This is a genomic window from Saccharopolyspora spinosa NRRL 18395, assembly GCF_000194155.1.
Classification (GTDB): Bacteria; Actinomycetota; Actinomycetes; order Mycobacteriales; family Pseudonocardiaceae; genus Saccharopolyspora; species Saccharopolyspora spinosa.
Genome location: NZ_GL877884.1, coordinates 1 through 19,491, shown reverse-complemented (window position 1 = coordinate 19,491; position 19,491 = coordinate 1). Strand labels below are relative to the sequence as shown.

The following is a 19,491-nucleotide window of genomic DNA, read 5'->3' as shown; positions in this document are numbered from 1 at the left end:
CCCGACGGCTTCGCGTGCGCTCACATGGTGAGGATGCGGTCGCCGAAGTTCTCCGCGTACTCGACGACGAGCCCCGGCGGCAGCGCGGCGGCGAGGCGCTTGGCCAGGGTGAGCCCGGTGCGCCGGAAGTTCAGCGCGGCATCCTCGGAGGCGAACGCCGAGTCGGGCGGGTAGTTCTGGTCGAGGATGCCCTGGTAGTCGTGGTCCCAGCGGGCGATGTCCAGCAGCAGGTCGGCCGGGAGGTCGAGCACGTCCCGGATCTCGTCCGGCAGGTAGTTCGCGGCGACCGCCTTCTCTGGGCCGAAGCGGACCCAGAACGGCCCGGCTCCCCATTCGGCGCCGAGCCGGACGCTGGTCGGACGGCTTCCCGCCGGAGGCCACTGCGAACCGTCGACGCGGGCCAGCGGCTCGGGATGCGCGGAGATCACATAGCCGCTGGCGGCGATGCTGAGCGCGACCGGAATCCGCTTGCCGCCGAATTCGACGACGTAGGCCGGACGGTTGTGGCCGACGACCCGGGCCGCCTCGGTTCCGCTGGTCGCGACGTGCATGACCAGCTTGTTGATCAGGTCGCCGCTGACGCCGCACCGCGCGAAGTCCGCGCCGTGGCGGTTCCTGATCAAATCCGCGCCTGATTCAGTCATCGTCCCGTTCTCTGTCCGCCGCGCCAGCCTGGATGATTTCCTTGTAGTAGCTTACCCGGACGCTCGGTCCGAGTTCGGCGGCCAGTTTTTCCGCCAGTCGCCTGCCGCGCTCCTCCCAGCGAACTTCCGCTTCTTCGCTGGGGAATTCCGCAGAAGCGGGGTCGGCCGGATCCCAGATCTGCTGGAATTCGTCATCCCACTCGTTCAATTCGGCCACGAGTTCCACGGATACGCCGAACTTCTCCGCCAGGTCTTCGGGCTCGGCGTTACCCTCGAAGCGATCCGCGCTGGTGGTGACCCAGAGCGGACCCGTTCGCCATTCCGGCGAGATACGCACCGAGAGCAGGGTTTCCGCTTGGTTCATCGCTAATATCCCCGGTGGTTCGGATTGGTCTCTGACTTGGGATCTTTCTGGGCTCCCTTGAACGGATCATCGCCGCTTCTCATATTGGCTCCGACGATGAATCCATTGCTGCCGACGCTTACCGCGACGTACTGCTTCTGGCCGTTGTGCTCGACCTCGTAGATTGGGCGACCGGGCGCCTTTCCCTGGGTGTACCCGGTGTATTCGCCTTCCGTCGCCGCTTTGTGGACTAGATCCGGCACGTCTTCCTTGGGGATCCCGGCTTGCTCGAACTGGCTCCCGTGTTCTTCGTAGATGTGCTCCAGCCCGGCCCCGCGCTGGCCGCCTTTGCCCTCTTCGAGGAAGACGATCTTCCCGTTGGGGTCCTTGCCGATCTCCACGACCCGGTCCGCGCTGATCTTGATCCCCTGCGCCTGGGCTTCCTCGATGAGGGCCTGCTTCTGCTGGGCTTTGGGATCGGTCTTCGTGGGGTCGGAGGGATCGGTCGGGTTGGTGGATTGATCGCCCTGTTCGGCCCGACCCTTGCCGGCGTATTCCTTGGTGGCCCTGATGGCGCTCTTGGCGCCCTTGCCGGCGTCGACGTTGCCGACCTTCGTCGGCTGGTTCTTCTTGCCGCGGGGGGTTCCGCCGGGGCCGTTCGGGGTTTTGGTGCTGTGCAGCCCGAACCAAACGGCGAGGGCGAGGAACCTGAGGAATCGCATCGCGCCCGCCTAATCGTTGAGCAGCTGGTTGAGGTTGGTCAGGCTGGTGATCAGGGCCGTGGTGTAGGTGAAGATGCGCGCGGCCCACTTGACCACCGCGGCGGCGATCTGCGCCGCGACGACCGGGATAGTGACCACGAAGATCGCCTCGACCGCCCACACGATCACCCTGGCCACCAGGTCGGCGATCAGGTCGCGAACGATTTCGCGGGTCTGCTCCACCAAACCGCCCGCGCCCTGGGTGGCCTCCGCCATCGCCGCGGAGATCGCGGCCAGCCCTCCGACGGCCTCCACGTTGTTGCCCATCAGGCGGCGGTAGGCGTCCGCGGCCTCGCCGTGCCAGCCGGATACGTCCGCCTCGACGCTCGCGCGCAGGTCCTCAGCCACGGAGCCGAGTTCCTGGGCCATGTTGTTCCACGTCGAGGCGTGCGACATGACGACGTCCGGCTTGCCGGTCAGCTCGTCCAGCATCTCCCGCAGCGGCTCGAAGTACTCCATGACCCAGCCCAGGCCGTTGGAAAGCAGTGCGCTGAACGGGTCCAGCGCGCTCGCCGCGACCTCGATCGCGAGGCCCGTGCCGGCCAGCAGGTCGTCGACCCAGCCCTCGCTCTTGATCGCATCGACCAGGCCCTCGATGCTGTCGGCCAGCCCGGCGCCGGTCCACGCCTCGCGGGACGACTCGACGGGGGCGACCAGTGAGTTGTCGGTCATGGCATGCCCTCGCCTGCGGAGCGGATCAGGTCGGCGTGGTCCTTGTCGAGGGATTCGTAGTAGTCGGCGGTGTCGCGCAGCGCCGCCGCGGCGAGTTCGAGGTTCTCCGCCACGTACGCGATCAGTTCGTCCTGGTCGGCGTGCCGTTCCCCCAGCACGCCGGAAATCCACCCGCACAGCAGCCCGTACGCCTGGTCGTCCTGCGTGATGTGCGAGCTGGCGGATTTCACCGCGCCGAACCGCGCCTGGATCTCCGACACCTTGCTCGCGTGGGTGCGCAACTGCTCGGCGTCGACGCTGTACCCGTCGCCCATGTCACCACCGCCGCTCGTCGAGGTAGGAGTGCGTCTCGTAGTCCTGGTCGTCATCGCCGGGAGCGGCGGCGCTTTCCGGGGCCGGACCGCTCCGCAGGTGCTGCCCGACGCTGTCCGCGATCGCCCGTGCCGCCGGGGATTCGGTGCCCACCGTGTCCGCGATGATCTCCTGCGACCGGTCGGCGAGCTTGTTCTTGGCCTCGCCGAGAGTCGCCATGATCGTGCGAGCGACGACGTCCGGGCTCGTCCGCCGCATCCGGTCGGTCAGCCGCAGGTCCACCAACGCGCCGGTCGAGTCGATCGTGACCTCGGTCAGCCCGTTCGGGTCACTCGCGGTGACCCGTACTTCCTGCAGCCGTTCGCTCATCGCTCGGGTGTCGGCGGCCAGCTTGTCGATCCGGTCCTTCCAAGCGGCCAAGCGCTCGTGAGCGCTGTCCGGATCGAGGATGTTCCCCTCCATGTCCCTCCGATTCGCGTAACGGCAGAGTGCCGAGATCGAATCTTAAGCAGCGGAGCACCCATCCAGCGGCGGAACTGAAGAACCGGTCAAATCAACGATGTCGGCACAAATGCGCTCAGTCACGGTGGTGTTGCTGGGCGCTACGGCGCTCCTCGCGAGCCGACCGCCCCGTCCCCAGCCGGTCCATTTTGGACGGAGTGTGGACCGGACTGGCCGACGGGGATGGCGGCGCCCACGGAGGCGGTGGTCTTTTCGAGGTGAAGGGTGCCTTTTGCCGGGTGAACTCGGCAAAAGGCACCCTTCGCGCCTTGTCGGATCGGTCAGGCGGTGCGTTCGCCGCTGCCGATGCGGGGGAACGGGTGGATGGAGAACACCACCTCGACCGGGACCTCGAAGTGCTCCGCTATGCGCAGCGCCAGGTGCAGGCTCGGGCTGTACTCGCCGCGCTCCAGGTAGCCGATCGTCTGGTAGTGCACGCCAAGTGCCTCGGAGAGCTGCCGGCGGGAGATCCCGCGTTCGGCCCGCAGCATCGCGATGCGGTTGTAGATCGTCTCGCTCATGGTCCCCTCCGCCGGCGTCACCGCACGCGCTGCATGGCCTTCTCGCGCCGCGCGGCCACGCTCGACCCCGACTCGCGCCGCGCCATCCGGCGCAACACCACCGGGGCCACCACCAGGCCGACCACGGCCCACAGGCCGAGCACCCCGGCAGTCTCCAGGTGTCGCCAGGACTCGCCGATCTCGGCCGCCGCCATCCCGTCCGGCAGCAGCGCCGACCGCATGCCGAGCCCGAGCCAGTACATCGGGAAGACCTGCGCGATCCACTGCAACCACTCCGGGTACCCGGTGATCGGGTAGAAGATCCCGGAGATCGCGATCAGCCCCATCATCGGCAGCATGATCAGGCCCAGGCTTCGAGGATTGGCGAACAGCGAGCCGATGATCGCGCCGATCGGCATCGTCGCGACGAGACCCAGCACCAGCACCCAAACCAGCGTCAGCCAGGTGTCGACACCGGTGGCCAGGCCGTCGAACATCACCAGGCCGGGCACCAGCAGGATCACCAGGCTGACCAGCGACATGCACCCGATCAGCGTGATCTTGCCGATCAGGTAGCCGAACATCCCGTCCGGGGTCGCCTTGGCTCGCAGCAGGGTGCCGTCCTCGCGCTCGACCGTCAGCTGCTGGGCGATGGTGATCAGCCCGGAGAACCCGATGCCCATGCCGAGCGCGCCGGGCAGCGTCATCGCGCCCAGCGAAAACCCGGCCACTGTGGACCCGCGCTGGAACGACATCACGACCAGCAGGATCACGGTGGGGAAGAGGTAGCCCCACAGGTCCTGCGGGGTGGTCAGGGTTTGGCGGAACTCGATCCAGCCCCGCTGCAGGCCGGTGCGTGCGGCGTTGGCCTTCACCGGTTGACCTCCTCGGCGCTGAAGGGCAGCGCGGCGTCTTCGCCGTGCCCGGATTCGTGCGCGCGCACCATCGCCATGTAGGTGTCCTCCAGGGTGGCCCGGCGCACCTCCAGTTCGGTGATCTCGTCGCCGTGCTGCGCGAACAGGTCCCGGACGAACCGGGTGGCGTCGGCGGCCGAGTGCACGTAGCGCTGGCCGTCGCGGGTCCACTTGACTTCCGATTCGGCGGCCACCTGCCGGGACAGCTCGTCGGCGGAGCCGTCGGCGACGATCCGGCCGCCGGCCAGGATCAGGATGCGGTCGGCCAGTTTCTCCGCCTCGTCCAGGTCGTGCGTCGTCAGCAGGATGCTGGTGTTGTCGTCGGCGAGCCGGTGCACGAGGTCGTGAAACTCCCGGCGGGCCTGCGGGTCGAAGCCGACCGTGGGCTCGTCCAGGAACAGCAGCTCCGGGCGTCCGACGATGCCGATCGCGACGTCGAGCCGGCGGCGCTGACCGCCGGAGAGCTGCCCGGCCCGCTTGTTCGCGTGCTCGGTCAGGCCGACCGTCGCGATGAGTTCGTCGATGTCCCAGGGCCGGGTGATTTGCGCCGTGGAGTACGGCGCGTAGTAGGTCCCCAGGTGCGCCAGGAGCTCCCGAACGCGCCACTTGCTGTGGTCGCGCCAGGACTGCAGTACGACGCCGAGCCGGGCCCGCCAGCTCTCGTCGCCGTGCGCCGGGTCGGTGCCGAGGACTTGGACATCACCGCCGGAACGCATCCGGAAGCCTTCCAGGACCTCGATCGTCGTGGTCTTGCCCGCCCCGTTCGGCCCCAGCAGCGCTACCACCTCGCCCCGGCGTGTGGTGAAGTCGACGCCCTTGAGGACGTCGGTCGTGCCGTACCGCATCCGCAGGCCGCGGACGTCGAGCGCGGCGTCATCGTCGGGTAACCGCACCGGCGGCAGTGGTGCCGCCGATTCGTTCGCGACTGTCATAACACCAGTGCCTTCCATAGCAAGGATAGGTCGTCATGTAGCACACATACTACATACTGAACGATTGCTGCATAGGCCGGAGTGGAGACCGCGCCCGGGCTTCGGGCAATTGGGATGAATCCGAACGGGTGGTTGGGGTGGCTGGATTCGCCGCCGTCGGTGAATCCGCGCGGTGTCGCCTTTGGTGGAATTGTTTTCGTATTTTTCGGGCGATGTTCCGATCTGGTATTCAGATTTGTTTTTGGCGCAGGGGTTAAAGTGATCTTGCGAAATTGATCATATTTGGCTCGCTGCGCGTCGCGAAAAAGGGTGGAGTGTGCCTCTAAAAGCCTGTTGCATCGTGTTGAGCTGCGACAATGTCGATTCTCGTGCCGTTCGTCGAACGGTGGTTTCAATTCCCGAATGCGGTGTCACCGAATGAGGTGAGCCCGGTTGTTCCGAGTTGCCGACCTTTGTGCCGATGGCGATACGGTATTCCTTGCGAGGCTGGCGGAGAAGTGTTGGACCGGTATGCCTCGTCCGAATTGGTCGGCGCGGAATTTGGCGCCGCAAGTCCCGGTTCTCATGGAAGGAAGTGCTTTGATGCGTACTGCGAAGCGCGTGCTGACGGTTGCCGCGGTGAGCTTCCCGATGCTGCTCGGAGCGACGGCCGTGGCGATGGCCGACGGCAGCCACGACGGCTCTCCGACGCAGGAGCAGAACCAGGACGAAGTCCAGGTGAGCAAGCCGACGAACACCAACGTTTCGCCCTCGACCGTGGTTCAGATCGGCGGCCACAAGCAGGTCGCCAACACCGGCTCAAGCCAGACCAACAACGCCGACCAGGACCAGGACGGGGACTGGGACGGCAACGCCCAGGCGCAGCTGGTCAAGGACGGCGGGTCCCCGACGCAGGTGCAGAACCAGAACGAGATCCAGGTGAGCAAGCCGACGAACACGAACGTTTCGCCTTCGACGGTCGTCCAGATCGGTGGCAAGGAGCAGATCGCCAACACCGGCTCGAACCAGACCAACAACGCCAACCAGACCCAGGCTGGGGACTGGCAGGACAACACCCAGGCCCAGTTGGTCCGCAAGCACTGATTTCCGCGTCAGAAGGCCCTGCTCCCGTTCGGAGCGGGGCCCTCTGGTGGTTCCAGTCCGCTGCGGCGTCGCGGTTCAGGGCGCGATGTCCCGGCGGTGGCGGTGATCAGCGTCTCGGCGGTGACCCGGTTCAGCCGCTCGGCCCTAAAATTCCCTATCAATCTCGATGAAGGGAACGATAGAGTAGTTTGCATCGTATGATGAAGATCATGTGGAGGGGGTCATGCGCACGATCTACAAGTCCGAGGCCGGGGCGGGCGAGATCCGGCGGCACTACCGGGAGGTGTTGAGCACCTGGCCGGTCCCCGCCGAGCACGTGCGGGTGCCGACCCGTGAGGGGGAGACGTTCGTCGTCGTCTCCGGGCCGGAGGACGCGCCACCAGTGCTCTTGCTGCACGGCTCGGGGTCGAACACGACGATGTGGCTGCCCGACATCGCCACCTGGGCGCGGCACTTCCGCACCTACGCCGTGGACGTCATCGGCGAGCCGGGCATGAGCGCGCCATCCCGCCCGCCTCTGGGGTCCGAGGCCTACGCGTTGTGGCTGGACGATGTGCTGAAGGGGCTCGGGATCACGAGGACGTCGATCGTCGCGACCTCCCTCGGTGGCTGGCTGGCGCTGGACTACGCCACCCGCAAGCCGGAGCGGGTGGCGAGCCTGGCCCTGCTGTGCCCCGGCGGCGTGGGGCGGCAGAAGGTGGGTTGGTTGTTCAAGGCGCTGCTCCTGCGTGCGTTCGGCCGCCGGGGCGTGCGGCGGTCGGCGGGAATGGTCGCGGGCCTGGACCCGGTGCAGGACAAGGCAGTCCTCGACGCCCTGGTGCTGACCTTCACGCAGTTCAAGCCGCGTACGGAGCGGCTGCCGGTGTTCGCCGACGATGCGTTGCGGCGCCTGACGATGCCCGTGCTCGTCATGGTCGGCGGACGCGACGCCATGTTCGACTCCGCGCGAACCGCCCGGCGGGTGCGCCGATGCGTCCCGCACGCGACCGTGAACCTCCTGCCCGAGGTCGGGCACGCGATCCTCGGCCAGACCGATCGCGTCCTGGAGTTCCTCCGCAGCTGATCCGCGGGCCAGGAGCAGCAGCGGCCCTCGCTCCGGTTCGCGCGAGGGCCGCATCCCTCGTTCTACCGCGTCCGCTCATGCCGAGGAGCGTGCACAGCGACGGTGGCTCAGAGATGAGTGGGCACAGGAGTCGTCGGCCGCAGTGGCTAGCCCAGGGGATCCCGCGAGCCACGATGAGTCCTGCGGCGTCCGGCGGTCATACAGTCGAACCCGTTACCTCGGTATTGGGTCGCCGCCGTCCAGGCGCAAACGTACGCCGGACTCGGCAACCTGCCCGCCTGCCAACGGGCATTGGACATGGCCGAGCAAGTCGCCGGCCTTCACGACAAGGCGCCCGCGAGCGGTTGGCTCCGCTTCGAGGGATCGCGGTTGGACGAGGAACGCGCCTCGTGCTTCGTCACGCTGCGCCGCCCGGACCTGGCCGAGCCTCCACTGAAAAAGGCGCTGGGGCAAGCCACCTCAGCCCGACGTCGCGGGAGCGTTCTCGTCGATCTCGCGACCGTCGGCGCCCAGCGCGGTGACGTCGACCAACTGGTCATGAACGGCGCCGCGGCAGTGGACAGCGCACGGCAGACGGCGTCGGTCGGATACGTTGGCCGCAAGCTCGGAGACCTGCGAGAGCACCTGGTGCCGTACCTCGCCGACCGGCACGTGAGGTACCTGGATTCGCAGATCAAGGGTGTTATTACCGCATACGGCTCAACGCAGTGAGGAGAGGTTCAGTGTCTGACGAAAAGGGCCGTATCTTCCGCGAAGCGTGGATCGCCGGGGTGAACAAGCACTACCCCGGTGAGCCGAAGCCCGGCTACATCGCGCCGTGGGAAGAGACGCCCGATTGGGAGCGGGCCAGCGCAGCAGCTGTGTACCAGCAGGTGCACGACTTCGCCCTCGCGACCGAGGGCAGCACGAGCAAGCTCACCCGCGAGCAGAAGGGTCGCTTCGTCGCGCTGTGCTGGATCGGCCAAATCTTCCGGCACATCGCCGACCCCAAGCCCGCCTACGTCGCAGACTGGGAATCCATGCCCGAATGGCAGAAGGAGACAGACTCCGACATCTTCGAGCGCATCGAGCAGGACGTGACTGCCCGTACGTCCTGACGGCGTCCGTGATCACCCGGGTCGGCCGCTGGTTCGTATGTGACGACGAGGCGGCCCCCGCTCGGGTTGGAGCGGGGGCCGCGGTGCGTTCCGGGACGGGCTGTCCCGTATTTGTCCCACGTGCATGATCAACAATCATGCGAAAAATCCGCTACGGGCGTTGCGCCACGAACTCCGCCAGGTCGGCGGACTGCTGGATCCGGGACTCCTCGTGGACGTACATCATGTGGCCCGCGGGGTAGTAGCGGACGTCGATGTTCTCCCGCAGCCGCTCCGGAATCGGCAGCTGCGCCAGCACGTGCTCGGCCGCGAAGTACGGGGTCGCGCCGTCGGTGTAGCCGCAGCCGACGTGGATCCGCAGGTGCCGGTTGGCCTGGAACGCCGCACCGAGCTTGTCCACAACGGACACGCTTGCGCCCTCGAACTCCTTGTAGGACCAGGGCTGCACCCGGCTGGACAGCGTCTCATACGGCAGATCGCTGGCGTAGTCGAGCTCTTCGCGCAGGTAGTGGTTGATCGCCGCCGCGTAGGCGCCGCGGATGCCGGAGATGCTCGGGTCGTCGCTGAAGTGCTCCCCGGCGGCATCCGGCTCCCAGCCGGTGAACCGGCCGTCCATCCGGCCGACCGTCGCCCGCTGGTCGCGCAGCAGCTCGGTGAAGAACCGGATGTGCTCGATGCGCAGGTTGGCGCGGTCGACGTATTCCTCGGACAGCCCGGACAGCGCGGCGACCCGCCGAACGATGTCCTCGCGCTCGGACGAGCTCAACCGCGCGCCGCGAGCCAGCGCCCACGGGTAGTCCTCGGCGGCGAACTTCTCCGCCTCGTTCAGGACCTCGCGCAGCGGCCGGTCGCCGTGCTTGCCGTGGTAGTGCGCGATCGCCGCGTACGTCGGCAGGAACAGCGAGTACGGCAGGTCGTTGCCTTCGGTGAACCGGATCGTGCCCATGTCCAGCACCGAGGAGATCAGCAGCAGGCCGTTCGGGTAGAGCCCGTGCCGCGACTGCAGGTGCTCGGCGAGCGCGGCGGCGCGCAGGGTGCCGTAGGACTCGCCGGCGAGGTACTTCGGCGACATCCAGCGGCCGTTGCGGGTGGTCCACAGCCGGATCACCTCGGCGATCGACTCGATGTCCCGCTGGTAGCCGTGGAAATCGCCCGGCGTGCCGCCCTCGACCGCCCGCGAGTACCCGGTGGACACCGGGTCGATGAACACCAGATCGCTGTGCCGCAGCAGGGTTTCCGGGTTGTCGACCAGTCCGTACGGCGGCGGTGCGAGATCGCCGGCGTCGCCGGAGACGACCCGCCGCGGGCCGAGCAGCCCGAGGTGAAGCCACACGCTGGAGGAGCCCGGGCCGCCGTTGAACGCGAACGTCACCGGTCTGGTGCCGGGATCGGCGTCGGCCACGTACGAGGTCAGGAACACCTCGGCCCTGGGCTTGTAGCCCTCGAACTTGCCGTCGGTATGGACCTCTTCGCGCAACACGATCCGGCCGGTCGTCGCGGTGTAGGCCAGTTCCGCGCCCGCCGCGGTGATCGTGTGGTGGGTGCTGACCAGATCATCGACCGGTTCGGCCGGGGTGGTCGATTCCTCGACCTCGTCGGTTTTCTCCTCGCTGGCTGCCATGCCGCCCACATTACGTGCCGTCGAACGGGTTTTCTGTCACTTTTGGGAGGTGCCCGACACGCCCTCCAGGCTGATCGCCGATCCGGTCGGCGACCCCGCCGCCGCAGCCCCGAACGCGAACCGGATCGCGGAACTCGACGAGCTGATCACCCACTGCACCGCCTGCCCGCGGCTGGTCGAGTGGCGGGAAGAGGTGGCGCGGGTCAAGCGCGCGGCGTTCCGCGACGAGGAGTACTGGGGACGCCCGGTGCCCGGCTTCGGCCCGGCCGACGCGGAGATCGCGATCGTCGGACTTGCCCCGGCGGCGCACGGCGGGAACCGGACGGGCCGGATCTTCACCGGCGACCGCTCCGGCGACGTGCTGTTCCAGGCGCTCTACGACGTCGGCCTGGCTTCGCAGCCGGAGGCCCGGCACATCGACGACGGTTTGACGTTGCGCCACACCCGGATCACGGCGCCGGTGCACTGCGCCCCGCCGGCCAACAAACCGACGCCGACCGAACGCGACACCTGCCGCCCGTGGCTGGTCCGCGAACTCGACCTGCTGCGCCCGACGCTGCACGTGGTCGTGGTGCTGGGCGCGTTCGGCTGGCAAGCCCTGCTCCCGGTCCTGGCGGACGCGGCCTGGGAAGTCCCCAAACCCCGCCCGAAGTTCGGCCACAACGCCCACGTGGAGCTCTCGTCGGCGGACGGCGGGAGCCCCCTCCACCTCCTCGGCTGCTACCACGTCAGCCAGCAGAACACCTTCACGGGGAAGTTGAGCCCGGAGATGCTCTGCGGCGTGCTGGAGCACGCGAAGGAATTGGCGGGGATCCACTGACTGTGCGCCCCGCCGTAGGCCATGAGTGCGTGACGTACTTGGCTGGATTGGGCGCATTGTCGAGCGTGCTCGGGTCAACCGACCCGCAGCGGGCGGCGGTGGCGGCACGGAGCCCGCTGCCACGGGATGCCCCTAATCACTCAGCGGGATGAACCGCTTGAGCTTGCCTGTCGCGGCGTTGCGCGGGATCCGGTCGACGGGCCGAAGGTCGATCTCGGGGTGCGCGAGCCCGTAGGACCGTAGCGAGGAGACCAGCGCCGCGCTCACGGCAGACACGTCTGGCGCGCCGACGACGAGCACGTCCGCCCCGCCCGCGGTCTGACGGACCTGGTATTCCGAGATCAGCGGGTCAGTTCCCAGTACGTGCCGGAACGCGCTGGCCGGGACCGTCCGCTCGCCGTAGCGGAAGTCGTCGTCGCGACGTCCAGCGATGTCGCCAACGCGCAGCATCGCGCTGCCGCACTCGCAGCGCCCCGGTAGCAGCGTGACCTCGTCGCCGAGGTCGTAGCGGATGAACGGGAACGTGCGCCCGGCGAGCCCGGTCGCGAGCGTGCGCACGGCCGGCTCATCAGGGCCGACCGGGCGTCCGGCTGGATCAACCCGTTCGAGGATCACCTCGTCCTCGCAGACGTGGAGACCGTCGCCCAGTCCGCAGCCGACCGCCTGGACGCCGATCTCGGTCGAGCCCCAGAGGTTGTGGACGGGCGCACCCCAGGCGGTGTCGATCGCCTTGCGGTCCTCCTTGGTCAGCGGCTCGGAGTTGGTGCTGACCCGGACCGGCCCGATGTCGAGCGAACCCGCGCTCGCGGCACGGGCGAGGCGTCCGATCACCGAGGCGTAGCCGACGAGATGGGTGGGCCGTGCCTCGGCCACGGCCTCCAGCACCCGGTCGAACGGCGCGGACGCTGGGATCACGACGGTCGACGCCGACGGCCCGGTCGCGACGTCGAACAACGGCGTACTCGCGTGCGGCGGCTCGCCTGCCTCCAGCACGACCAGCCGCGCGCGGCGCACTGGCGATCCGGAAGCGCGCTCGGCACGCACCTGCCACCGCCACGCGAGGCAGGCGAGCGTGACGAACTGCTCCCAGTCCCACACGTACACCCCGCGCACGCCGCTCGAACCGCCCGAGCTGAACACCTGGTGCCGCGCGGGCGTGTAGGAGAACCAGCGCTGCTCGGCCAGCACCCGTTCGGCGCCAGCGCGGTCGATGCCGGGCGAGGTCACGATCCTGTCCCACTCGTCCTGGGCCTCCTGCTTGACCATGACCGGCAGCCGTGCGAGGTCGTCGACGGTCGCCGTGGTCGGGTCGACATCGGCCATCCGGGCCGAGTGGAACGGTGAGCGCTCGCGCGCGAATCCGAGCAACGACCGGAGTCGCTCGGCCTGGTAGCGCTCGATCCGCTCGCGCGGCCACGCGAGCCGCGCCACGTGGTCCTCGAGCGAGGCCCGCACCGCACTCAGGTGTGCGGCGCGCAGACGCGCGTAAGCCGCCTTCCAGTCCTCGGCTGGCACGGGCACAAGTGTGCGCGCCGGTCGGCTGCAACGCGTTCCGGCAGTCCGCCGATGGTGTTCCCGCCCGGCATCCCCGACGGGGCCGCAGACCGGATCGACACGGCAGCTCGGGAGCATCGCAGCGGATGGTCGTGCGGATATCGCGGTGTACTCGGGTTTGCTGCGACGGCGTCGGGACTGACGACGGCTTCAGGAGCGAGACTCCCGTCTCCTCGAAATCCTTGATGTTGCGGGTAGCCAGCGTTGCCGCACGTGCAACGGCAGATCGCTGCGATCTGAGCGTCCGCGGCACTGATGGGGCGGCCGAGTTGGTCGCGTTCGCCGACCACGCCGGCGTAATGGGTGGCGTTGGGCAGGCTTGGCCTTCTCGATGGTCAGGTCGTCGTGCGCGACACCGGTGTCGATCTTCCGGAAGAAATCGCTCGGGCGTGGGCATCCGGGTTCAAGATTCGGTAGGGTGGCCGAAACCAGCCTCCATGACACCTCGGTGATGTCGCTCTGACATCATCCGCCGCCGCCCAATTAGGGCGCGTACGCAGCGCGTATGTCCATGCACAGCGCGTTGATCGTGAGCGATGCCACCCGCGACTGGCGTCACATTAAGGGGGGTCGGCGCAGCGCGAATACGGCCAGTGGTGCGACCATGAGCGCATGGCTGGTAAATCCGATCCCACGCGGATTCTCATCCTCGGCGGCGGTTACGTCGGCATGTACACGGCACTTCAGCTGCAGAAGAAGCTGGGTCGCCGCGAGGCCTCCGTGACGGTCGTCGATCCTCAGCCGCACATGACCTACCAGCCCTTCCTCCCGGAAGCGGCCGCGGGTTCGGTCGAACCCCGCCACGTGGTAGCGCCACTGCGACGAGTGTTGAAGCGGTGCAACGTGATCACCGCCGCTGTCACCGAGATCAAGCACGACGAGAAGGTCGTCACGGTCGAGAACCCGCAGACGGGTGCGGAGACCATCGCCTACGACGTGCTGGTCGTGGCCCTCGGCTCGGTCTCCCGGTTGCTGCCGATCCCCGGCCTCGCCGAGGAGGGCATCTCCCTCAAGACCGTTGGTGAGGCCACCTACCTGCGCAACCACGTGCTGGGCAAGATGGACGCCGCGGCCAACACCGACGACCCCGAACTGCGCAACCGGCTGCTGACCTTCACCTTCGTCGGCGGCGGCTTCGCGGGCGTCGAAGCGCTGGCCGAACTGGAGGACATGGCCCGCTACGCCGCGCGCTACTACGACAACGTCAAGCCCGACGACATGTCCTGGGCGCTGGTCGAGGCCGCTGGCCGGGTGATGCCCGAGGTCAGCGAGAAGATGGGCGTCTACGTCGTCAAGGCCCTCGAAGAGCGCGGCATCAGGGTCTACCTGAACACCTTCCTGAAGTCCGTCGAGGGCGGCCACGCCGTGCTCTCGGACGGCACCGAGTTCGACACCGACACGCTGGTGTGGAACGCGGGCGTGAAGGCCAACCCGGTGCTGAAGAACACCGATCTGCCGCTGGACGAACGCGGTCGGGTCAAGGCGACCGCGCACCTGCAGGTCGAGGGTCTGCCCGGCGTGTGGGCGGCCGGGGACTGCGCCGCGGTCCCGGACCTGTCCAAGACCGAGGAGAACCCCGGCGCCACCTGCGCGCCGTCCGCGCAGCACGCGGTGCGGCAGGCCAACCAGCTGGCCAAGAACCTGCTGGCCGCGCTGCGCGGCAAGTCGACCAAGGAGTACCGCCACGCCTACGCCGGCTCGGTCGCCGGCATGGGGCTGTACAAGGGCGTCGCCGACGTCTACGGCTTCAAGGCCAAGGGCTTCATCGCTTGGTTCATGCACCGCTCGTACCACGTGAGCCGGATGCCCACGTTCAACCGCAAGCTGCGGATCATCATCGACTGGACGCTGGCGTTCCTGTTCAAGCGCGAGGTGGTGTCGATGGGTCAGATCCAGAACCCGAGGGCGGCCTTCGAGCGCGCCGCCGCGAGCTGACCGGCCGAGCGCTGGGCACTCACAGCAACCAGGCCGCGTGCCGCACTAGGCACGCGGCCTTTTTGTACCCAAGGCGATGCTCCGTGCGGGCGATATGGGGGCCGACTATCCTTGACAATCTGTAGTGAGAAATCGAAGACTGTGGCAAGGTCTTCACCTGAAAGGATGCGTCAACGGGGGAAGGGGTGAATCCCTTGACGCTGAAAGAGCTAGCTGCCCTGCTGCGCAGTGGTGAGGTCGAGGAAGGACCGCTCGCCGACTTCGCGGTGGACTACCAGGAAGCATCTCGGGTCTTCCGGAAGAAGGACGACTGAGCATGGATGCGGCCGAGGGGCGGCCCTCAGGTCTCGTGAACCCATCCGGGGCGACCGACCAACCGTCCCTTCGTCCAACCCCGATGTTGTTGCAGGGCCAGGACTACTTCTTCCGTTCGCCCGACACCCCACTGGACTTCCAGGAGCGGATGTTCCGGGCCGACCTGGTCGCCGACGAGCCGGGCGACCCGGTGCCGTGCGTGCTGGTGCTGGCCCGCGCCGCCGACATGGAGATGAACGAGCTGTCGCTGGCGCTGGCGGACCACGACATCCGCATGGTGCGCATCGACGCCGACCGTTGCCTCGACATCCCCCTCACCATCTACACCGACACGCCGCTGATCGAGTTCCAGCACTGGCTGCTGCGCCCGGTCCTGGTGTGGCGGCGGCACTTCGACATCACCGCCATCCCGGTCGATCCGACCACGGTGCACGGCGCCTACGTCCGCGAGCAGTGGCGAGCGGTGGCGAACTGGCTGGCCTGCCGCGGCGACTGGGAGCAGGTGAACTCGGTGCTCTCCACCGAGCACCTCGACCGGCTGACGCAGCTGCAAGGCGCGTGGGCGGCCGGCCTGAGGGTGCCGCGGACCGCGGTGACCACCATGCCCGGGCGCAGCCGTCCGGGCGGCGGCCGGTGCATCGTCAAGACGGCCGGCCACCACCTGCTCGAACCCGAACCGGGCGCGCTGCGCGGCCTCTTCCCGCAGCCGTTGGACATCCGGCGCACGGGCGAAACGCGCGAACCGGCACCGGTGCTCGTCCAGCAGTATCTGGACGCAGACCGGGAACTGCGCGTGTTCGTCGTCGGCGACCAGGCGATCGGCTTCCGGGTGCGGAAGCTCGACCCGGCGCAGCTGTGGGTCGACCCGGATTCGGTCGCGGTGGAGCGCGTCGAGGTGCCCGAGGACCTGCTCCAGCGACTGCTGGCGCTATGCCGCCAGTGGCGGCTGGACGTCGCGGGCTTCGACTTACTCGGGGTCGGCGACGAGTGGGTGTTCCTCGAGGTGAACGTCAACTGCGACTGGCGCTGGTTCGAACACCGGGCCGACTGCGCGGACGTCTCGACCGCCGTGCACGACTGGGTGCGAGGTCGCTTCGCGGACCTGTCGGTCGCGATGAGTGGGCGGGGGAGCTGGTGAAAGAGCCAACAGAAAAACACGTTCGGCGGTTCCTGGGAACCGAGCGAAGCGCTGCTGCGTCCTAACCAGTGCGGCGCGCGTGCGCGTGGCCGAAGGCCCCCGTAGCCCAATTGGCAGAGGCAGACGACTTAAAATCGTCCAAGTGTCGGTTCGAACCCGACCGGGGGCACGTACAGCATCTACACGAGCACTAGTGGCCTGCTGAGCAGGTGTTTCTTGTGTAGATGGCATGCCTTGGCTAATCCTTTCCGCCGTGTGGGCGATGTCGGGTAGTTGGTCGGCGGGCAGTTTGATCGTGATGGTGGCGTGGTCGCTGTCGTCGCGTAGGCGGACGGTGAGCTGGGTGACCTCGAACAGCCGCCGGAGCAGTGTCTCGGGGGCGTGGGCGAGATTCAGCGCCAGGTAGGGCAGTGTGTCGAGGAGGGCCGTGTCGTCCGGGCTGGGTTTGCCTGGCTCGGCTTCGTCGGCGGCGTCGAGTTCGGCCACGCTGGCGAGGGTGGTCTTCTTCTGGGTTTCCAGTTCGTTGTAGCTGCCTCGTAGGCCCTTGGTGAAGGGGTCGTCGGGGTCGCCGTCTTGGGCTTGCCGCAGGATCGAGTTCTGGCGGCTAGCGATGTCGGCGAGGACCCGTTGGAGGCGTTCGCGTTCGGTTTGGCGTTGTTGGGTGGCGCGGTCGTCGATGCCGTCGAGGTCGGCGGCCAGGATCTCCCGCCGGTACGGGCCGAACACGCGGTCGGCGAAGAAGCGTGACACGGCGTCGAGCACGTGGTCTTCGCGGAGGTAGACGGTCTTGGGGTGGCCCTCGTACTTGTCCGGGCGGCCTCGGTTGTTGTTGCGGGGCCAGCACAGGTAGTAGGGCTTGTTGTGCCGCTGGCCGCCGAACATCCGCCGACCGCAGGCGCAGAACACCATGCCCCGGAACAGGTACGTGCGCCGTGCTTCCGGGTGAGTGTTGCGGTTGTTTCCCGCGCGGGAGCCGCGCTTGGCCTGGGTGCGGGCGGTCATCTCGTCGAACATCCACTTCGGGATCAACGGCTCGTGCGTGGGCTCCGGTGACCACACCCACTTGACGGGGTCGTTGACCTTGCCGCGTTTGGATCGCGACGCGCGCCGGTTGAACACCTGGAACCCTGTGTATTTCGGGTTGCGCAGGATCTCGTAGATGCTCGTCTTACCCCATGCCCCGCGTGCCCGTTGCTTGCCGGGCGGTACTGGCGGCGGGTAGCGCTGCGGGTCGGCGTTGAGGCGTTCAGCGATGGTGTCGTAGCCAAGTTCCTCGTTGTAGCGCCACTGCGCGATCTGCGCCACCGTCTCGGCGCACAGGCCATCGGGTTCGAGCCTGGTCTTGATCTGGCCCTTGTCCGCCTTGGTGGGGTTGGGGTGACGGTAGGTCTTGGCCTTGTAGCCGTACGGGGGCTTGCCGATGTTCCAGCCCTCACGCACGTGGGTGCACAACCCGCCCCAGGACTGTTCGAGGGTGTTGATCACCTCGTACTCGGCGATGGACTGGTTGATCCGCCGCTGCAGCACCCGCTGGGCACGGCTACCGCTGAGGGTGATCGGCTCGTTGGAGGCGAACAGCGGCACGTCCGCCTTCTCCAGCGCACGCTCGACGGACAGTCCCTCGTAGGCGCGTCGGGCGACGCGGGAGATGCTTTCGCAGATCACCACATCGAACCGGCGCCCAGGATGCTGTGCCTCGTCGAGCAGATCGGCGATCCCGCCGTCGCGGGCGATGGGGATGTCGAACCGCTCGTAGTTTTCGCCGTGGCCGCGCTGGTCGAGTTCCATCCGCCCGGACTCGACATCGTAGAAATGCGCGACGATGACCCAGGACTCCGGGATCGGGGTCTTGCAGTTGCCCAACTGCCGCACCAGCGACTGGCGCGGGTCCTGCTGATCCTCGGTCGACGTGCGCCCCAGGAAGGCCACCCGCACTTCGTCGCGCAGCAGGGCCGCCGTGGACATACCCAGCGGCGACACCGCATAGTCCGACAAGCCCGACGGGCCCGAGGCCCGCACAGGCATCGTGGCCGAGACCTCGGCGGTGCGCCGCAGGATGGCAGGGGCCGGGGGATTCACCGCGGATTCGTCATCGGTGGTCACGACGTCTCACCTCCTCGTGATCAGTTTTTCGCGTTTTGCGTTCTGTGCCCATTCCAAGAGATCTCGAATCACAGCGGATAGTTCCTCGCGGATTCGCGCGGAATCGGCATTCTCAACCCAGATGACACGACCGGAAAAATCCCGTCTTCCGTGTCGTTTCTGATAGCTAGGATACCTCCAGTCGATGTTGTCGGTCGACGTTTTATCGGCCCCTGCGCCGCTGTTTTCCGGTGATTTTCTGGGACGTGGGACGGCGACCGGACTGGGTGCGCCGGCAGGTGTACTCGGTGTGGGAGCCGGGGCATCGTTGTGGCTGGTAGTGGCAGGTTCGGGCTCATGGTGCTCATGGTCGGGCTGTCCTCTCACACTTTTCTAAAGCGCGGGTTTTGACGCTCAGTACGGAAAGGATCCAGCAGAGATGCTCGATTGTTATTTTCCACTTTGCTGCCTATCGGGCGGTGTCGCGCGGACCCTGGTTATCGATACCAGTCTGGCTCCTGCAGATTTTGCCGATCACGGGTATGTCCTGCGGGAATGGCGGATGTAAGGGGGCCGTCGGTACCCCGTGCTAAAGGACGGGGCACCAACGGTGTGCTGGACGGTGGGGTCAACGGCCCCCTGAACGGGGCAAGCAATCCGATCATGCCGCTGTGCCTTCCTCCGGATCATCTGCGTAACGGTCCTTGCCGTGTTGCCGGGTTCGGGCCCAGCGCAGCAGGTCTGATGACGTCGGCGAGTTCGGCGCGTCGCTGCTCGCCTTCCGGGCCGCCGACGCGGGTGATGTGGCCGGGGAAGTGGCGGTCATGACCGCGCGTGCGTTTTTGATCATACCGCCAAGCCGACTGGTCACCGATGGTTTGTGGCAGGTTCTCGATGTGGCCGTCGGGAGGTGTGCGGGGTAGCGGGATGATCGACGCGGCGGCATCGTCCCCGCTCGGCGACTGATCGTCGGGCTCGTCCGGGGCGCGATGGTCGGCGTACATGACGATGTCTCCTGCCGGGGGCGCCACAGGTCAAACGGCGTGTAGGCCACTCTTGGCCTACACCCCGTTTGCATGTCGTGCGATCTGTGTGGGACAAGGTCACCTTCTGCCCCGTCTTCCAACTGCACCTTTCGCCGACACCGCCCCTCGTTCGCTACAAGCGAAGCCCCGGGTGTCGCCTGCCAGCCTGAAGGGACCAC

At 67.5% G+C, this 19,491-nt stretch carries 20 protein-coding genes, 1 tRNA gene and 1 pseudogene; 9 read left to right on the top strand and 13 right to left on the bottom strand.

The features are described 5' to 3' along the window. Positions 1–20: 20 nt before the first annotated feature. The 9 genes from SSPN_RS49820 to SSPN_RS0140450 all read right to left on the bottom strand — a co-directional run bounded on the left by SSPN_RS49820 (position 21) and on the right by SSPN_RS0140450 (position 5,492). Positions 21–644, bottom strand: a complete 624-nt coding sequence (locus tag SSPN_RS49820) for a hypothetical protein (RefSeq protein ID WP_049887751.1) — start codon at positions 642–644, stop codon at positions 21–23. Then, a complete protein-coding gene (locus SSPN_RS0140485) occupies positions 637–1,008 on the bottom strand; it encodes a hypothetical protein (protein ID WP_010316253.1) in 372 nt (123 codons plus the stop codon). Before SSPN_RS0140485 ends, SSPN_RS49820 begins: the two co-directional genes overlap by 8 nt. Before the next feature lie 2 nt (positions 1,009–1,010). Then, a complete protein-coding gene (locus SSPN_RS58115; RefSeq protein WP_010316251.1) occupies positions 1,011–1,709 on the bottom strand; it encodes a hypothetical protein in 699 nt (232 codons plus the stop codon). A gap of 9 nt (positions 1,710–1,718) precedes the next feature. After that, positions 1,719–2,420 (bottom strand): WXG100 family type VII secretion target, encoded by a 702-nt coding sequence (locus SSPN_RS0140475; RefSeq protein ID WP_010316250.1) that lies wholly within the window; start codon positions 2,418–2,420, stop codon positions 1,719–1,721. After that, complete coding sequence (locus tag SSPN_RS0140470; protein WP_010316249.1) at positions 2,417–2,734, bottom strand: type VII secretion target; 318 nt, start codon at positions 2,732–2,734, stop codon at positions 2,417–2,419. Before SSPN_RS0140470 ends, SSPN_RS0140475 begins: the two co-directional genes overlap by 4 nt. A gap of 1 nt (position 2,735) precedes the next feature. After that, positions 2,736–3,194, bottom strand: a complete 459-nt coding sequence (locus SSPN_RS0140465; RefSeq protein WP_010316248.1) for a YbaB/EbfC family nucleoid-associated protein — start codon at positions 3,192–3,194, stop codon at positions 2,736–2,738. Between the two features lie 320 nt (positions 3,195–3,514). Beyond that, a complete protein-coding gene (locus SSPN_RS0140460) occupies positions 3,515–3,754 on the bottom strand; it encodes a helix-turn-helix transcriptional regulator (protein ID WP_010316247.1) in 240 nt (79 codons plus the stop codon). 17 nt (positions 3,755–3,771) lie between these two features. After that, positions 3,772–4,608 (bottom strand): ABC transporter permease, encoded by an 837-nt coding sequence (locus SSPN_RS0140455; RefSeq protein ID WP_010316246.1) that lies wholly within the window; start codon positions 4,606–4,608, stop codon positions 3,772–3,774. Beyond that, a complete protein-coding gene (locus SSPN_RS0140450) occupies positions 4,605–5,492 on the bottom strand; it encodes an ABC transporter ATP-binding protein (protein WP_044577443.1) in 888 nt (295 codons plus the stop codon). Before SSPN_RS0140450 ends, SSPN_RS0140455 begins: the two co-directional genes overlap by 4 nt. Before the next feature lie 669 nt (positions 5,493–6,161). Between SSPN_RS0140450 and SSPN_RS0140445 the strand changes: the two genes are divergently transcribed. From SSPN_RS0140445 to SSPN_RS0140430, 4 genes are all read left to right on the top strand, one after another. Continuing rightward, positions 6,162–6,662, top strand: a complete 501-nt coding sequence (locus SSPN_RS0140445) for a hypothetical protein (protein ID WP_010316244.1) — start codon at positions 6,162–6,164, stop codon at positions 6,660–6,662. A gap of 223 nt (positions 6,663–6,885) precedes the next feature. Continuing rightward, on the top strand, positions 6,886–7,725 hold the full coding sequence (locus SSPN_RS0140440; RefSeq protein ID WP_029536229.1) for an alpha/beta fold hydrolase: 840 nt from the start codon (positions 6,886–6,888) through the stop codon (positions 7,723–7,725). Positions 7,726–8,022: 297 nt separating this feature from the next. After that, complete coding sequence (locus tag SSPN_RS48245; RefSeq protein ID WP_010316241.1) at positions 8,023–8,436, top strand: hypothetical protein; 414 nt, start codon at positions 8,023–8,025, stop codon at positions 8,434–8,436. Between the two features lie 11 nt (positions 8,437–8,447). Further along, the gene (locus SSPN_RS0140430) at positions 8,448–8,822 is read left to right on the top strand and encodes a hypothetical protein (RefSeq protein ID WP_010316234.1); all 375 of its coding nucleotides are present in this window, start codon (positions 8,448–8,450) and stop codon (positions 8,820–8,822) included. Between the two features lie 151 nt (positions 8,823–8,973). Here the strand turns inward: SSPN_RS0140430 and SSPN_RS0140425 are convergent, their stop codons facing one another. Continuing rightward, positions 8,974–10,443 carry a S10 family peptidase gene (locus SSPN_RS0140425; RefSeq protein ID WP_010316232.1) on the bottom strand — a complete coding sequence of 490 codons (1,470 nt, stop codon included), beginning with the start codon at positions 10,441–10,443 and terminating at the stop codon, positions 8,974–8,976. Positions 10,444–10,567: 124 nt separating this feature from the next. On the opposite strand from SSPN_RS0140425, the gene SSPN_RS0140420 reads away from it, so the two are divergent. Continuing rightward, positions 10,568–11,263, top strand: coding sequence for a uracil-DNA glycosylase (locus SSPN_RS0140420; protein WP_237710985.1), 696 nt, complete (start codon positions 10,568–10,570; stop codon positions 11,261–11,263). Positions 11,264–11,395: 132 nt separating this feature from the next. Here SSPN_RS0140420 and SSPN_RS0140415 read toward each other — a convergent pair whose 3' ends face one another. Next, the gene (locus SSPN_RS0140415) at positions 11,396–12,778 is read right to left on the bottom strand and encodes a phenylacetate--CoA ligase family protein (RefSeq protein ID WP_237710982.1); all 1,383 of its coding nucleotides are present in this window, start codon (positions 12,776–12,778) and stop codon (positions 11,396–11,398) included. A 651-nt stretch (positions 12,779–13,429) separates the two neighbouring features. Here SSPN_RS0140415 and SSPN_RS0140410 point away from each other — a divergent pair. From SSPN_RS0140410 to SSPN_RS58965, 4 genes are all read left to right on the top strand, one after another. Next, a complete protein-coding gene (locus tag SSPN_RS0140410; RefSeq protein ID WP_010316227.1) occupies positions 13,430–14,752 on the top strand; it encodes an NAD(P)/FAD-dependent oxidoreductase in 1,323 nt (440 codons plus the stop codon). A gap of 316 nt (positions 14,753–15,068) precedes the next feature. After that, on the top strand, positions 15,069–16,205 hold the full coding sequence (locus SSPN_RS0140400; protein WP_049887749.1) for an ATP-grasp domain-containing protein: 1,137 nt from the start codon (positions 15,069–15,071) through the stop codon (positions 16,203–16,205). A 95-nt stretch (positions 16,206–16,300) separates the two neighbouring features. Next, positions 16,301–16,374: transfer RNA gene (locus SSPN_RS0140395), tRNA-Leu, on the top strand. Positions 16,375–16,778: 404 nt separating this feature from the next. Then, a complete protein-coding gene (locus SSPN_RS58965) occupies positions 16,779–16,952 on the top strand; it encodes a hypothetical protein (RefSeq protein ID WP_202799022.1) in 174 nt (57 codons plus the stop codon). Between the two features lie 57 nt (positions 16,953–17,009). Here the strand turns inward: SSPN_RS58965 and SSPN_RS63200 are convergent. Further along, positions 17,010–17,993 (bottom strand): annotated as a pseudogene (locus SSPN_RS63200) (recombinase family protein); the annotation flags it as partial. Positions 17,994–18,973: 980 nt separating this feature from the next. After that, entirely contained in the window at positions 18,974–19,291 is a 318-nt protein-coding gene (locus SSPN_RS0140370; protein ID WP_010316207.1) for a hypothetical protein, read from the bottom strand. Between the last annotated feature and the right edge of the window lie 200 nt (positions 19,292–19,491).